The organism is Giesbergeria sinuosa (genome assembly GCF_042652905.1).
In the GTDB taxonomy this organism is placed as follows: domain Bacteria; phylum Pseudomonadota; class Gammaproteobacteria; order Burkholderiales; family Burkholderiaceae_C; genus Simplicispira; species Simplicispira sinuosa.
The window spans coordinates 250,117-265,700 of record NZ_JBHSHJ010000001.1; the positions used below are offsets into that span (position 1 = coordinate 250,117).

A 15,584-nucleotide genomic window follows, 5' to 3' on the forward strand; every position below is an offset into this window, starting at 1 on the left:
CATGTCGTTGCAAGACCAGCATATTTTGATTCTGGGCCTAGGGGCTTCGGGTTTGGCGATGGCACGTTGGTGTGCGCGTGCAGGTGCCCATGTCACCGTGGCTGATACCCGTGCCCAGCCACCCCAGTTAGAAACCTTGCAGGCCGAGTGGCCTCAGGTGGCGTTTGTAGCGGGCCCGTTCAGTGCCGATCTGGTGCAAGGGCAGCCAGTGCAAGCGGTGTACCGCTCGCCCGGCCTCAGCCCCGATGCAGTGGCTCCGGTGTTGGTGGCTGCCAGTGCCAGCGGTATTGTCACTGGGGGAGAGTTGAGCCTGTTCTTTCTGGCCTTGCAGGACTTGCAGGTCCGCCAAGGTTACGCCCCCGCAGTGCTGGCGATCACGGGCACCAATGGCAAGACAACTGTTACCTCACTCACCGGGCAATTGGTTGAGCGTGCAGGCAAAACGGTGGCGGTGGCAGGCAACATTGGCCCCACGCTGCTCGATACGCTGGCAGCACGGTTAGAGGCCTCTGCGTTGCCCGATGTGTGGGTGTTGGAGCTGTCGAGCTTTCAGTTAGACAGCGTCACTGGCTTTGAGCCCACCGCTGCCGCTGTGTTGAACGTTACACAAGACCACCTCGATTGGCATGGCAGCATGGAGGCCTACGCCAATGCCAAGGCGCGCATTTTTGGAGCCAATGCGCTGATGGTGCTCAATCGCGAAGATGCAGCCGTCATGGCTATGTTGCCTGCGCCAGTACGTACCAAGCTGCAAAAAACCGCGCAGCGGGCCCATGTCACTTTTGGTGGCGATCTGCCCCGGCGCCCTGGCGACTTTGGTATCGAAACGGTTGGTGGCATGGCTTGGCTTGTGCGGGCAGCACTGGCTGACGAGACACGCCAGCGCAGCCGTACGGCCCAAGAGCCAGAGGAGCTGCATATCCAACGCTTGATGCCTGCCGATGCCTTGCGCATCCGCGGGCGGCACAACGCCATCAATGCGCTGGCGGCTCTGGCCTTGGCCCAGTCGGCAGGTTGTGCGCTGGCCCCGATGCTGTATGGCTTGCGTGAATACCAGGGTGAGCCGCACCGTGTGGAGTCGGTAGGGCTGGTCAATGGAATTGAATACTTTGACGACAGCAAGGGCACCAATGTGGGGGCCACTGTAGCGGCACTCACAGGTTTGGGGGCCGACCGGCGCTTGGTCGTCATTTTGGGGGGCGATGGCAAGGGCCAAGACTTTGCCCCATTGGCCGTGCCCGTGGCCCGCCATGTGCGTGCGGTGGTGCTGATAGGGCGTGATGCACCGCAGATTCAGGCTGCCCTGCAAGAGACGGGCGTCCCCTTGTTGCGGGCAGCCACCCTGCCCGAGGCCGTGCAGCAGGCCACACAGCAAGCACTTGCAGGGGATGCAGTGCTCATGTCGCCTGCCTGCGCCAGTCTGGATATGTTCAAAGACTACGCGCACCGCGCCCAGGTGTTTTGCGAAGCCGTGCAAACTTTGGCCGATGAATGTGGTCAGACGCTGGGAGGCGGGCTGTGATGGACGAGCGCATCGGTCTGCACCACCGTATTCGGGGCTGGTTTCAGCCTGCCCAGGCGCAGGCTGCCGATGGCCTGCCTGTGCGGGTCGGTGGCATGGAGTACCGTCAGACCTCCACCACACCGGCCAGTGTGTTGGGGTTTGATCAGGCGTTGCTGTGGGTGGTCGTGGCGTTGCTGGCCTGGGGGCTGGTGATGGTCTATTCGGCCTCCATTGCCCTGCCAGACAACCCCCGTTTTGGCAAGATTGCACCTACCCATTTTTTGGTGCGCCATATCTTTGCCTTGGTGATGGCGTTTGTTGCCGGGCTGATGGCTTTTCAAGTCCCGATGGTGGTTTGGGAGCGCCATGCACGCAGCCTCTTTTTGTTGGCTTTGTTCATGTTGGTGCTGGTGCTCATTCCCCATGTGGGCACGGTAGTCAATGGAGCCCGGCGCTGGTTGTCGTTGGGAGTGATGAATTTTCAGCCGTCAGAGTTGGCCAAGTTCGCGGTGCTGATCTATGCCGCCGACTACATGGTGCGCAAGATGGAAGTCAAGGAGCGATTCTTCCGTGCTGTGCTGCCGATGGGCGCTGCGGTGGCGATTGTGGGCGCATTGTTGCTGGCCGAGCCAGACATGGGCGCTTTTATGGTGATTGCCGTGATCGCAATGGGCATCCTCTTTTTGGGAGGGGTCAATGCGCGCATGTTCTTCATGATTGCGGCTATTTTGGTGCTGGCCTTTGCCGCTATGGTGTGGTTCTCTGATTGGCGACGCGAGCGTATTTTTGCGTACCTCGATCCGTGGAGCGAGAAGCATGCGCTGGGCAAAGGCTACCAGTTGTCGCACTCCCTCATCGCCATTGGTCGGGGCGAGATTTTTGGGGTAGGACTCGGTGGCAGCGTTGAAAAGCTGCACTGGCTGCCCGAAGCGCATACCGACTTTTTACTGGCAGTGATTGGCGAGGAATTTGGTCTGATTGGGGTGTTGGTGCTCATCACCCTGTTCTTCTGGCTCACCCGGCGCATCATGCACATTGGTCGCCAAGCGATTGCGCTGGATCGGGTGTTTTCTGGTTTGGTTGCACAAGGGGTGGCGATGTGGATGGGTTTTCAGGCATTCATCAATATGGGGGTGAATCTTGGAGCCCTGCCTACCAAGGGCTTGACCTTGCCGTTGATGAGCTTTGGTGGATCGGCCATCTTGATGAATTTGGTGGCATTGGCCGTGGTTTTTCGTGTGGACTACGAAAATAAATTACTCATGCGCGGAGGTCACGCATGAAGCAGAAAACGGCACTTGTCATGGCCGGTGGCACGGGCGGGCACATCTTTCCAGGGTTGGCGGTGGCACAGGCACTGCGTGAGCGTGGTTGGCAGGTGCATTGGTTGGGTGCGCCCGCCAGCATGGAGGCCCGCTTGGTGCCCCCGCAAGGTTTTGTGCTCGAGACCATAGATTTTTCTGGTGTGCGCGGCAAAGGCCTCAAAACCTTGGCTCTGTTGCCTTGGCGCTTGCTGACGGCAGTGGGGCAGGCGCTGGCTGTGGTGCGCCGGGTGCAGCCCGACGTAGTGGTCGGTCTGGGGGGCTACATCAGCTTTCCGGGGGGCGTGGCGGCACGGCTATCAGGCAAGCCCTTGGTGCTGCATGAGCAAAACTCCGTCGCTGGCATGGCCAATAAGCTGTTGGCCCGTGTGGCCGACCAAGTGTTCACGGCCTTTCCGGGCGTGTTTGCCCAAGGACACTGGGTGGGTAATCCTTTGCGGGCTGCTTTTTTGCAGCACGCCGCTCCTGCAGAGCGTTTTCTAGGGCGCAGCGGGCCGTTGCGCCTGTTGGTGGTGGGGGGCAGCTTGGGGGCCAAGGCACTGAACGAGGTAGTGCCTCAGGCGCTGGCCTTGTTGCCTGCGGGGCAGCGGCCCGTGGTCACACACCAAAGTGGTGCGGCGCAAATTGACGCCCTGCGTGCCCACTATGCTGCTGCGGGCGTTGAAGCCACCCTCACACCATTCATTGAGGATACGGCCCAAGCTTTTGCTGATGCCGATGTGATCGTCTGTCGTGCGGGCGCCAGCACAGTGACGGAGATCGCCGCCATTGGCGCGGCGGCCATTTTTGTCCCCTTCCCGGCAGCCGTAGACGACCACCAAACTGCCAATGCGCGCTTTTTGGTGGATGCAGGTGCGGGTTGGTTGGTGCCACAGCCCGAGTTGTCAGCGCAGATGCTGGCCAAAATGTTACAAACCCTAGAGCGCCCAACCCTGTTGCAGCGCGCAATCAAGGCCAAAGAAATGCAAAAAACAGAAGCCACACTGGTGGTGGTCAGTGCGTGTGAGGCGTTGCTGGCATGAAACACGCGGTTCAACATATCCATTTTGTCGGCATGGGTGGCTCGGGCATGAGCGGCATTGCCGAAGTGCTGCACAACTTGGGCTACACCATCTCTGGTTCCGATTTGGCCGACAGCGCCACCCTGCGCCGTTTGCAAGGGCTGGGTATCAGCACCTATCTAGGCCATGATGCTGCCCATATTGCCGGTGCCGATGCTGTAGTGACGTCCACCGCTGTGCAATCCGACAATCCTGAAGTGCAGGCAGCCCGGGCCAAAAAAATCCCGGTGGTGCCCCGTGCCCTGATGCTGGCCGAGCTGATGCGCATGAAGCAAGGTATTGCTATTGCTGGAGCCCACGGCAAAACCACCACCACCAGCCTGGTGACCAGTGTGCTGGCCGAAGGTGGCCTAGACCCCACTTTTGTGATCGGTGGGCGCCTCAACAGTGCGGGAGCCAATGCCAAACTGGGCAGTGGAGAATACATTGTGGTGGAGGCCGACGAGTCCGATGCCTCGTTCCTGAACCTGCTGCCCGTGATGGCAGTCGTTACCAACATCGATGCCGACCACATGGAAACCTACGGCCACGACTTTGGCCGGCTGAAAAAAGCATTTGTTGATTTTCTGCACCGGATGCCCTTCTATGGCACGGCCATTTTGTGCATTGACAGCCCTGCGGTGCGTGACATCCTGCCCGAAGTCACCTGCCCCATCACCAGCTATGGCTTTGCCGAAGATGCCCAAGTCCGTGCCGTCAATGTGCGAGCCCAAGCTGGGCAGATGCACTTTACCGTGCAACGGCGCAATGGCGTCACCTTGCCCGATTTGGACGTCGTGCTCAACTTGGCAGGAGAGCACAATGTGCTCAATGCCTTGGCTGCGGTGGCGGTGGCGGTAGAGTTGAACATTTCTGATGAGGCACTGCTGCGGGCATTGGCAGGGTTTCGGGGGGTGGGACGGCGTTTTCAGCGGTATGGCGACTGGCCTGCACCTGCCGGTGGCGGTGTTTTTACCCTGATAGACGATTACGGCCACCACCCGGTCGAGATGGCCGCCACACTGGCGGCAGCGCGTGGTGCCTTTCCGGGGCGCCGTTTGGTGCTGGCTTTCCAACCCCACCGTTATACCCGTACCCGCGACTGTTTTGAGGACTTCGTCAAGGTCATTGGCAGTGCCGATGCCGTGCTGCTCACAGAGGTTTATGCCGCTGGTGAAGCGCCTTTGGTGGCTGCTGATGGCCGCGCTTTGGCCCGTGCTTTGCGTGTGGCCGGGCGCATTGAGCCCGTGTTTGTTGACAATGTGACAGATTTGCCACAAACCATTGTCGATCAGGTGCAGCCGGGCGATGTGGTGCTGTGTATGGGGGCTGGCACCATCGGTGCCGTGGCCGCAAAAGTGGTGGATTTGCTACAGAATCAAGAGCTGCTGATCGCAGCATCGGAGTAAAGGAATGAGTCTCCTGGATGTCAATATCGATGTGGCGGCACTGGGCAAAGTGGCCGTCTTGATGGGGGGCAGTTCCGCCGAGCGCGACGTCTCGCTCATGTCGGGCAGTGGCGTTTTGCAGGCATTGCGTGCGCGGGGTGTGGATGCCCACCTGTTTGACCCGGCCTACAACGACTTGGGCGACCTGAAACGCCAAGGCTACAGCCGCTGTTTTATTGCCCTGCATGGCCGCCACGGCGAAGATGGCACGGTGCAAGGTGCGCTTGAGCTACTGGGCATTCCCTACACTGGCTCAGGCGTGCTGGCCTCCAGCATTGCCATGGACAAGATCATGACCAAACGCCTGTGGCGGGCCGAGGGTTTGCCTACCCCTGATTGGCGTTTGGTAGCCAACGCCACAGAGACCGAACAGGCTTTGCAAGCACTGGGTGCGCCCATGATCGTCAAGCCTGCCCGCGAAGGTTCCACCATCGGCCTGACCAAAGTGACCGATGTGGCGCAGTGCGCCCAAGCCTATCAGCTTGCTTCGCGCTATGACCCCGAAGTGCTGTGCGAGCAATTTATTGCCGGTGATGAGACCACCTGCCCGATTCTGGGCGAAGCCGCCAGCGCCCAAGCCTTGCCCGTGATTCGTATCGTGGCCCCCCAAGGCAACTATGACTACGAGCACAAATACTTTACCGACGACACCCAATACCACTGCCCCAGTGGTCTGCCCGCAGTCGAGGAGCAAGCCATCCAAGAACTGGTGGTGCAGGCTTTTCGTACCTTGGGCTGCCGGGGGTGGGCCAGAGCCGACATCATGATCCGTGCTACCGATCGCCAGCCGTTTCTGCTGGAGATCAACACTTCGCCGGGCATGACCGGGCATTCTTTGGTGCCGATGTCGGCCCGTGCGGCGGGCATCAGTTATGAAGACCTGTGCTTGCGCCTGCTGGCCCAAGCGACCCTCGACACACCACTGCAAGACCGTCACACCGCCACTGTGCGGTCTGGAGACGCTGCATGACAGACACACTGCCCGCACCGCTGGACGTCCGGCTCATGAACCTGGCCGCCTCGGTCTTGTTTTTGGGCTGCGTCGTGCTGGTGCTGGCAGCCGGGGCTTGGTGGGCGCTGCGTCACCCGGCATTTGCCATTGGGCGGATTGTGGTACAGGGTGAACTGGTGCATAACAATGCCGTCACCTTGCGTGCCAACGTGGCGCCCCAGCTTACTGGCAACTTTTTTACCGTGGATCTTCAAGCGGCCCGCAAAGCTTTTGAACAGGTGCCTTGGGTGCGCAAGGCCCAGATTCGTCGCCAGTATCCGCGCACTCTGGAAGTGGTGCTGCAAGAGCACCATGCCGTGGCGCACTGGGGCCGGGAGTCGGGCGAAGAAATGGTCAACAGCCAGGGCGAGGTGTTCGAGGCCAATGGTGACGAGGCTGACCTGGATGATCTGCCCCGTCTGCATGGCCCGCAAGACCAATCGACGCAAGTCTGGCAGATGTACCAACGTTTACAGACCCTGCTGGGGGCACCTATCAAGACGTTAGAGCTCTCGGGGCGTGGCGGCTGGAAGGTCACCTTCCAAGGCGGCGCCGTGGTGGAATTGGGGGGGGGGAGCGCCCAAGAGGTGGAGCAGCGTGCTCAACGCTTTGTCAGCACCCTGGCGCAGGTGGCAGCGCACTATGGGCGCAAGCCCGATGCATTGGAGTCGGCAGACTTGCGCCACAGTGGTGGTTACGCCGTGCGTTTGCGTGGTGTAACCACAGTGGCACCGGGCACTGCATCAACAGCGCGCAAATAAGGCGGCACAGGACAACAAAAGGCAGACACGGATATGGCAAGAGAATACAAAGATGTGGTGGTCGGGCTGGACATCGGTACGGCCAAGATCATGGCGGTGGTGGCTGAAGTGTTGCCCAGTGGTGCCCTCAAGTTGGTGGGTTTGGGCGTGGCCCCCAGTAACGGCCTCAAGCGTGGAGTGGTTGTCAATATCGATGCCACCGTGCAAAGCATCCAGCTGGCCCTCAAAGAGGCCGAGTTGATGGCCGACTGCAAGATCCAGCGGGTCTACACAGGCATCACGGGCAGTCATATTCGGGGCTTGAATTCCAGTGGAATGGTGGCTGTCAAAGACAAGGAAGTCACAGCTGCCGACGTAGCCCGTGTGGTCGAGACTGCCAAGGCCATCAACATCTCCAGCGATCAGCGCCTGCTGTTGGTGGAGCCGCAAGAGTTTGTGATTGACGGCCAAGACGTCAAAGAGCCCATTGGCATGAGCGGTATTCGTCTCGAAGCCAAAATCCACATTGTGACTGGGGCACAAAGTGCCGCCGAAAACATCATCAAGTGTGTGCGCCGCTGCGGCCTGGAAGTGGAGCAACTGCTGCTGAACCCACTGGCTTCCAGCCAAGCAGTGCTCACCGACGACGAGCGCGAGCTGGGTGTGGCGGTGGTGGATATCGGTGCTGGCACGACCGATGTTGCCATCTTCACGGGGGGGGCCATTCGACACACAGCCGTCATTCCGGCTGCGGGCGATCTGATTACCAGCGATATTGCGATGGCGTTGCGCACCCCCACCAAGGATGCCGAAGACATCAAGGTAGAAAGTGGCTATGCCAAGCAGATGCTGGCCGACCCTGAAGCCCAAGTAGAAGTCCCCGGTCTGGGTGACCGGGGCCCACGCATGTTGAGCCGCCAGGTACTGGCTGGCGTGGTGGAGCCGCGCGTAGAAGAAATATTCTCGCTGGTGCAACAGGTGATTCGCGAGTCTGGCTATGAAGAAGTGCTGTCTTCGGGTATCGTACTGACTGGCGGCAGTTCCGTCATGCCGGGCATGGTGGAGTTGGGCGAGGACATTTTCCTGAAGCCAGTACGCCGGGGCATTCCTAAATATTCCAGCGCCCTGGCCGACATGGTGGCCCAACCGCGTGCTGCCACCGTAATGGGGCTGCTCGAAGAAGCGCGTTTGGCGCGCATGCGTGGTTTCAAGGTGGCACAGAAAACCGGCACGGTACAGACCGTCTTTGGCCGGTTCAAAGAATTCATCGTAGGAAATTTCTGATCGTGAAGCGCGCGAGGACGTACACTGCGCGGCAAAAAAACACGGTCTTTACCTTTTATTTACTTTTGCCAGCGCATACCATTCAGGGTCAGGAGCACCAACAACATGCCAATTGAAATCATCGATGTGGAAGAATTCAACCAAGGCACGCAGATCAAGGTCATTGGTGTCGGTGGTGGTGGTAGCAATGCGGTAGAACACATGATTGCACGCCATGTGCAAGGTGTCGAGTTTGTCAGTGCCAACACCGACGCACAGGCACTCAACCGCAGTTCTGCCCACCGCATTATTCAACTGGGCCAAAACGGCTTGGGTGCGGGCAGCCGCCCCGAGAGAGGCCGTGAGGCCGCCGAAGCCGCCATTGACGATATCCGTGCTGCTATTCAGGGCGCGCACATGCTGTTTATTACCGCAGGCATGGGCGGCGGCACCGGCACTGGCGCTGCGCCGGTGATTGCACGGGTGGCCAAAGAGATGGGCATTCTCACCGTGGGCGTGGTTACCAAGCCCTTCGATTGGGAAGGCAATCGCCGGATGCAAAATGCCGACAATGGTTTGGCCGAGCTGGAGTCAAACGTCGATTCGCTGATCGTTGTGCTCAACGAAAAGCTGCTTGACGTGCTGGGCGACGAGGTCACCCAAGACGAAGCCTTTGCCCATGCCAATGATGTGCTGCGCAACGCCGTGGGTGGTATTGCCGAAATCATCAACGAGTACGGCCAAGTCAATGTCGACTTTGAAGACGTGCGTACCGTGATGGGTGAGCCGGGCAAGGCCATGATGGGAACGGCTACTGCCAGCGGTCCCGACCGTGCCCGTATTGCCGCCGAGCAAGCCATTGCGTGCCCGCTGCTGGAAGGCATTGATCTGTCTGGTGCCAAGGGCGTATTGGTGTTGGTAACCGCCAGCAAGGGCAGCCTCAAGCTGTCTGAGTCGCGCTTGGCCATGAACACCATCAATGCCTATGCCTCGCAAGATGCCCACGTCATCTTCGGTGCGGCTTACGACGAAACTTTGGGCGATGCCATCCGCGTCACAGTGGTTGCCACCGGCCTGTCGCGCCAAAATGCCCGCCGCCAAAACATTCAGGTGGTGCAAGGCGGTTTGCGCACTGGCACTGACAACGTAGCCTACCAAGTGGCGGGCTTGGGTGGCAGCATGGGGGGAGGCTCTGGCTTGGGCGCTGGCAGTGCAGCGGGAGCCGACTACCACGGTATGGCTGTGCCCAGCGTTTGGCGTACCAACCGCAATCAGGCTGCAGCCAGGGTCGACGCGCTGTCCTCCGGTGGCATGGACGATCTGGAGATTCCAGCGTTCCTGCGCAAACAGGCCGACTGATCTTGTAGAGCGCGTGGGCTGCGCGCGGGGTATTTATCGTTGCCATAGTCAAGGTTTTGGGGGCAAAGCCTGTGCGTTGTTGTCCCCAAAAACTAAAATCGGCCTATGCTCCAGCAACGTACTCTCAAAACGCTGACCCGTGCTGTCGGCGTGGGTCTTCATAGTGGTCAACGGGTAGAGCTCACCCTGCGACCAGCCCAGCCCGACACCGGCATCGTCTTTCGCCGCATCGACTTGCCAGAGCCCGTCGATATTCCGATTTCGGCCACCGCCGTGACAGACACACGCATGGCCTCCACGATTTCTGCGGGCCATGCCAAGGTGCATACGGTGGAACATTTGATGTCGGCTTGTGCAGGTTTGGGTATTGATAACCTGTATGTGGACATCACTGCGGAAGAAGTTCCCATCTTGGATGGATCTTCAGCCTCTTTTGTGTTTTTGTTGCAAAGTGCGGGCATCGCCTTACAAAATGCGCCCAAGCGTTTTATTCGGGTCACGCGCCCGGTGCAGGTGTCTCAGGGCGAGGGCGTACAAGCCAAATGGGCGCGGTTGGAGCCCTACCACGGCTTCAAACTGCGCTTTGAGATCGATTTTGCCCATCCGGCCGTGGATTCCACGGGCCAGTGCGTAGAGTTTGACTTGGGCAGTGGCAACTACAGCCGCGATATTGCCCGCGCCCGCACCTTTGGTTTTACCAAAGATGTAGAAATGATGCGCGCCAACGGCTTGGCGCTGGGGGGCGGACTGGACAACGCCATCGTCATGGATGACTACAAGGTGCTCAATGCCGATGGCTTGCGCTATGACGATGAGTTTGCCAAGCACAAGATTTTGGATGCCATGGGGGATTTGTACCTGATTGGCAAACCCCTGCTGGCGGCTTACAGTGCCTTTCGCTCCGGCCATGCGCTCAACAACCTGTTACTGCGCGAGTTGCAGGCCCAGCCCGATGCTTGGGAATGGGTGAGCTTTGACAGCGAGCGTCAGGCACCCAAGGGTTTTGCCCTGCCTGCGCGTGCTTGGTAAGGTGGTGCGATGCTGCTGTTTCGCTGGCTGGTGATCTTGCTGTTGATCGTGGCAGCAGTGTGTTTTGCTTTTTATGTGGGAACAGGCCGGGCCTACTACAAGCGATTAGGCTTTATTGTGCTGAAGTGGACGTCGATTGCCGCTACGTTGTTCTTTGCGGTATTGATTGCAGAACGGGTGTTTTAAGCGAGGGGCTGTGTCGGAAATCCGATGGCTTGTAGTGTTGCATTGCCGGAAATCCGAGATGGTCGGGTGTTGCGTCTAAATTTTATCTATTGAAATCAATAGGTTAGATGGTTAATGTGGGCGGCACACACTGGCACAGTGTTTGCGAAACAAAGAGCGTGAAGCCGGCAGTCGGCTTTCACCTGTTTTGGAGACAAACCCATGAAAAACATTGCCCTCATCGCTACTGTGCTTGCTGCTACCTTGGCTTCTGGTGTTCAGGCGCAGGAGTCGCCGACCCTCAAGAAGATCAAAGACAGTGGCACCATCACGCTTGGTCATCGGGAATCCTCCATTCCCTTTTCTTACTACGATGACAAGCAGCAAGTCATTGGGTATTCGCACGAGCTGATGCTCAAGGTGGTTGAGGGCGTGAAGGCTGAACTCAAACTGGCCAAGCTCGATACCCGGTTGATGCCAGTGACTTCGGCCAACCGCATTACGTTGGTTCAAAACGGCACGGTAGACATTGAATGCGGCTCCACTACCAACAACAGTGAGCGGCAAAAGCAGGTAGCGTTCTCTAACAGCATCTTTGTGGTTGGCACCCGTCTGATGGCAAAGAAGACATCGGGTGTTCAAGACTTTCCAGACTTGGCAGGCAAAAATGTGGTCTCTACGGCGGGTACCACGTCTGAGCGTCTGATTCGCAAGATGAACGAGGATAAGAAGATGCGCATGAACATCATCTCGGCCAAAGACCACGGTGAATCTTTCTTGACACTGGAGAGTGGTCGTGCAGTGGCCTTCATGATGGATGATGCCCTGCTTTATGGCGAAATGGCCAAGGCGCGTAAACCCGATGACTGGATGGTCACCGGCACTGCACAGTCCAAAGAAGCCTATGGCTGCATGTTGCGCAAGGACGACCCCGGCTTTAAGCGCGTGGTAGACACGGCCCTGGCCAAGGCCATGACTTCTGGTGAGGCTACCAAGATTTACGCCAAGTGGTTTACCAGCCCTATCCCCCCCAAGGGACTCAATCTCAATATGCCCATGTCTGAAGACATGAAGGCGCTGCTCAAGGCTCCTAACGATAAGTTCTTCGATTAACAGCGGACTGGGTCGCTCGCAGCCCTGGGGGGCTGCGGGTGCCTGGACAAGGAGATCGCATGAGCTATCAATGGAATTGGACGGTCTTCCTGCAGCCCAGTGCCAGCGGGGATGACACCTATCTGGGCTGGATGTTGGCGGGTCTGCAAATGACGGTCTCGCTGTCACTGGCAGGCTGGCTGCTGGCGCTATTGCTGGGGGCCGTGGTGGGGGTGCTGCGCACAGCGCCCAATCGGGTGTTGGCAGGTTTGGCGGGTGCCTATGTGGAGTTGTTCCGCAACGTGCCGCTGCTGGTGCAATTGTTTGGCTGGTACTTTATCTTGCCCGAATTGTTGCCGCCTGCCTTGGGTGATGCCTATAAGCAATCGAACCCGGTGCTGCAGCAGTTTTTGGCTTCCATGATTTGTTTGGGCTTGTTCACCAGCGCGCGCGTGGCTGAGCAGGTGCGGGCTGGTATTGAGTCGTTGCCGCGCGGCCAGCGCAATGCAGGGCTGGCACTGGGCCTGACGTTGCCCCAAACCTACCGCTTCGTGATTTTGCCCATGGCCTTTCGGGTCGTGGTGCCGCCACTGACGTCGGAGTTTCTCAATATCTTCAAAAACTCGGCGGTGTGCTCCACCATCGGCTTGTTGGAGTTGGCGGCCCAAGGGCGCCAGTTGGTCGATTACACAGCGCAACCCTATGAGTCCTTCATTGCGGTCACGTTGGCTTACCTGTTGCTGAATGTGACGGTGATGGCTGCGATGAAAAAAGTCGAGAGCCGCATTCGGGTGCCCGGCTACTTGGGAGGAAAGTGACATGCATGAATTCGATTGGTCTTCCATTCCCGGAGCACTGCCCTTCCTTTGGGAGGGTATGCAGACCTCGCTCAAGATCACGTTCATCGCGATGGTGGTGGGCATTGTTTGGGGTACTTTGCTGGCGATGATGCGCTTGTCGTCGGTGCGCTGGCTGTCGGTTTTTGCGGCGGGCTATGTCAACCTGTTCCGTGCCATTCCGCTGGTCATGGTGCTGCTGTGGTTCTTCTTGATCGTGCCGCGCTTTATTGAGGAGCTGTTTGGCTTGCCACCTGGCACCGATTTGCGTCTGGCCTCGGCGATGGCTGGGTTTGCCCTGTTTGAGTCTGCGTATTACTCAGAAATCATCCGTGCTGGTATTCAGAGTGTGCCCAAGGGGCAATTGAGTGCCTGCTATGCGTTGGGCATGAACTACCCACAAGCGATGCGCTTTGTCATTTTGCCGCAGGCGTTTCGCAACATGGTGCCGTCGCTGCTGACCCAAGGCGTGATCTTGTTCCAAGATACCTCGCTGGTCTACGTTTCGGCGCTGGCCGACTTCTTTGGCGCGGCCTACAAGGTGGGCGACCGCGATGGCCGTCTGATTGAGCTGCTGTTGTTTGCGGGGCTGGTCTACTTTGTCATCTGCTTTGCGATTTCCATGCTGGTCAAGCAGCTACAGAAAAAACACCGTCCGGCCTGAGCGCCGTACCTTAGGAGACTTTCATGATCCAGATTTCTAATGTGGGCAAGCACTACGGGGCTTTTCAGGTGTTCAAAAATTGCACCACCACGATCAATAAAGGCGAAGTGGTCGTGGTGTGCGGCCCTTCGGGCTCGGGCAAATCGACACTCATCAAATGTGTGAATGGCTTGGAGCCGTTCCAGTCGGGTGAGATTGTGGTCAATGGCACCTCGGTGGGCGCTGCGGGCACCAACCTGTCCAAACTGCGGGCGCATGTGGGCATGGTGTTTCAGCATTTCGAGCTGTTTCCCCACATGAGCATCACCGACAACCTGAGTCTGGCCCAAGTCAAGGTCTTGGGCCGCTCTGAAGACGAAGCACGGGAGAAGGGCTTGAAGCTGCTCGACCGTGTGTGCTTGAAAGCCCATGCACATAAATTTCCGGGCCAGCTTTCGGGAGGCCAGCAGCAACGTGTAGCTATTGCCCGGGCGCTGGCGATGGACCCGATTTGCATGTTGTTTGATGAGCCGACCTCGGCACTCGACCCCGAGATGGTCAACGAGGTGCTGGACGTGATGACTGAATTGGCCCAAGAGGGCATGACCATGATGTGCGTGACCCACGAAATGGGCTTTGCCAAGCGGGTGGCCAACCGGGTGATCTTCATGGATCAAGGCAGCATTATTGAAGACGACCAGAAAGAAGCCTTCTTCAGCAATCCGCAGTCGGAGCGGGCGCGCCAGTTCCTTGCAAAAATCTTGCAACACTGAGCCGCAAGACGACAAAAAATAACCACAGGAGACAAAAATGAACCAGATCACTACCAACCACCAGCGCACAGACAGCCTGTCCTTTCTTGACCCGGCCGCACCTGAACCGTGGGCCAGCTTTATCGAGCAGATTGACCGTGTAGCCCCCCACTTAGGCTCATTGGCCAAGTGGATCGATACCCTCAAGCACCCCAAACGTATCTTGATTGTGGATGTGCCCATCGTGCGTGACGATGGCACTGTGGCCCATTACGAAGGCTACCGCGTGCAGCACAACATGTCGCGTGGGCCGGGCAAGGGCGGTGTGCGTTACCACCCAGCCGTCACGCTCAACGAGGTCATGGCCCTGTCGGGCTGGATGACCGTCAAGAACGCGGCCCTGAACCTGCCCTACGGCGGGGCCAAGGGGGGCATCCGGTTGGACCCTCGCGCGCATTCACGCGATGAGTTGCAGCGCATTACCCGCCGCTATACCTCAGAGATTGGCGTCATCATCGGGCCAGAAAAAGATATTCCGGCACCGGATGTGGGCACCAACGAGCAGACGATGGCTTGGATGATGGACACCTATTCTATGAATGTTGGTGGCACGGCCACCGGCGTTGTGACAGGCAAGCCGGTGTCATTGGGGGGCTCATTGGGCCGCCACGAGGCCACTGGGCGCGGTGTTTTTATTGCAGCGCGTGAGGCAGGCCAGCGCATGGGCGTGGCCATTGCTGGGGCGCGGGTGGTGGTGCAGGGGTTTGGCAATGTGGGGGGAATTGCTGCGCGCATGTTCCATGAGGCGGGTGCGAAAGTGGTGGCCTTGCAAGACCACTCTGCCACGCTGGCCAACGAGGCGGGTATGGATGTGCCCGCTGCGTTGGCTTATGCCCAGGCCCACGGTGGGTTGGCGGGCTTTGGTGGTGCGTCCCCGATTTCGTCGGAAGACTTCTGGCTGCTCGAGAGCGACTTCTTGGTTCCTGCGGCGCTGGAGGGCCAGATCGTGCCAGAGCGCGCCCAAAAGTTGCGCACCAAAATCATTGTGGAAGGTGCCAATGGCCCAACCACTCCAGCGGCAGACGATATTCTGCGTGAGCGCGGGATTTTGGTGGTGCCTGACGTATTAGCCAATGCTGGGGGCGTCACGGTGTCTTATTTTGAGTGGGTGCAGGATTTCTCTAGCTTCTTTTGGAGCGAAGAAGAAATCAACAGCCGCTTGGAACGCATCATGGTGGGGGCGTTTGATGGCATCTGGAAAATGGCCACCGAGCGCGGGGTCTCGTTGCGCACGGCCACCTTCATCATTGCCTGCCACCGGGTGCTGGCGGCCCGTGAGCAACGTGGGCTGTATCCCTGAGCAAGCAGCACGGCTCTGGATGTGTTCACGCACTAAGATG

General features: G+C 58.7%; 15 protein-coding genes. All 15 read left to right on the forward strand.

Annotated features, from left to right (window positions below; genetic code table 11):
* Position 1 precedes the first annotated feature (1 nt).
* The 15 genes from murD (at position 2) to ACFO6X_RS01145 (ending at position 15,544) form a co-directional block, all read left to right on the forward strand.
* On the forward strand, positions 2-1,522 hold the full coding sequence (murD, locus tag ACFO6X_RS01075) for a UDP-N-acetylmuramoyl-L-alanine--D-glutamate ligase (RefSeq protein WP_382429181.1): 1,521 nt from the start codon (positions 2-4) through the stop codon (positions 1,520-1,522).
* A complete protein-coding gene (gene ftsW, locus ACFO6X_RS01080; protein WP_382429183.1) occupies positions 1,522-2,787 on the forward strand; it encodes a putative lipid II flippase FtsW in 1,266 nt (421 codons plus the stop codon). Before murD ends, ftsW begins: the two co-directional genes overlap by 1 nt.
* Positions 2,784-3,848, forward strand: coding sequence for an undecaprenyldiphospho-muramoylpentapeptide beta-N-acetylglucosaminyltransferase (gene murG, locus ACFO6X_RS01085; RefSeq protein WP_382429185.1), 1,065 nt, complete (start codon positions 2,784-2,786; stop codon positions 3,846-3,848). Before ftsW ends, murG begins: the two co-directional genes overlap by 4 nt.
* Positions 3,845-5,275, forward strand: a complete 1,431-nt coding sequence (murC, locus tag ACFO6X_RS01090) for a UDP-N-acetylmuramate--L-alanine ligase (protein WP_382429187.1) — start codon at positions 3,845-3,847, stop codon at positions 5,273-5,275. Before murG ends, murC begins: the two co-directional genes overlap by 4 nt.
* Before the next feature lie 4 nt (positions 5,276-5,279).
* A complete protein-coding gene (locus ACFO6X_RS01095; RefSeq protein ID WP_382429189.1) occupies positions 5,280-6,284 on the forward strand; it encodes a D-alanine--D-alanine ligase in 1,005 nt (334 codons plus the stop codon).
* Entirely contained in the window at positions 6,281-7,066 is a 786-nt protein-coding gene (locus tag ACFO6X_RS01100) for a cell division protein FtsQ/DivIB (protein WP_382429191.1), read from the forward strand. The genes ACFO6X_RS01095 and ACFO6X_RS01100 overlap by 4 nt, the downstream gene beginning before the upstream one ends.
* A 33-nt stretch (positions 7,067-7,099) precedes the next feature.
* On the forward strand, positions 7,100-8,329 hold the full coding sequence (ftsA, locus tag ACFO6X_RS01105) for a cell division protein FtsA (protein ID WP_382429193.1): 1,230 nt from the start codon (positions 7,100-7,102) through the stop codon (positions 8,327-8,329).
* Positions 8,330-8,434: 105 nt separating this feature from the next.
* Complete coding sequence (gene ftsZ, locus ACFO6X_RS01110) at positions 8,435-9,667, forward strand: cell division protein FtsZ (protein WP_382429195.1); 1,233 nt, start codon at positions 8,435-8,437, stop codon at positions 9,665-9,667.
* Positions 9,668-9,772: 105 nt separating this feature from the next.
* Entirely contained in the window at positions 9,773-10,696 is a 924-nt protein-coding gene (gene lpxC, locus ACFO6X_RS01115; protein ID WP_382429197.1) for a UDP-3-O-acyl-N-acetylglucosamine deacetylase, read from the forward strand.
* 9 nt (positions 10,697-10,705) lie between these two features.
* The gene (locus ACFO6X_RS01120; RefSeq protein ID WP_382429199.1) at positions 10,706-10,882 is read left to right on the forward strand and encodes a hypothetical protein; all 177 of its coding nucleotides are present in this window, start codon (positions 10,706-10,708) and stop codon (positions 10,880-10,882) included.
* A 201-nt stretch (positions 10,883-11,083) separates the two neighbouring features.
* Complete coding sequence (locus tag ACFO6X_RS01125; protein WP_382429201.1) at positions 11,084-11,974, forward strand: glutamate/aspartate ABC transporter substrate-binding protein; 891 nt, start codon at positions 11,084-11,086, stop codon at positions 11,972-11,974.
* A 59-nt stretch (positions 11,975-12,033) separates the two neighbouring features.
* Positions 12,034-12,771, forward strand: a complete 738-nt coding sequence (locus tag ACFO6X_RS01130) for an amino acid ABC transporter permease (RefSeq protein WP_382429203.1) — start codon at positions 12,034-12,036, stop codon at positions 12,769-12,771.
* A 1-nt stretch (position 12,772) separates the two neighbouring features.
* Positions 12,773-13,453, forward strand: a complete 681-nt coding sequence (gltK, locus tag ACFO6X_RS01135; RefSeq protein ID WP_382429205.1) for a glutamate/aspartate ABC transporter permease GltK — start codon at positions 12,773-12,775, stop codon at positions 13,451-13,453.
* 23 nt (positions 13,454-13,476) lie between these two features.
* On the forward strand, positions 13,477-14,205 hold the full coding sequence (locus ACFO6X_RS01140) for an amino acid ABC transporter ATP-binding protein (protein ID WP_382429207.1): 729 nt from the start codon (positions 13,477-13,479) through the stop codon (positions 14,203-14,205).
* Positions 14,206-14,242: 37 nt separating this feature from the next.
* Positions 14,243-15,544: a Glu/Leu/Phe/Val family dehydrogenase gene (locus ACFO6X_RS01145; protein ID WP_382429209.1), complete on the forward strand. Its 1,302-nt coding sequence runs from the start codon at positions 14,243-14,245 to the stop codon at positions 15,542-15,544.
* The last annotated feature ends 40 nt before the right edge of the window (positions 15,545-15,584 follow it).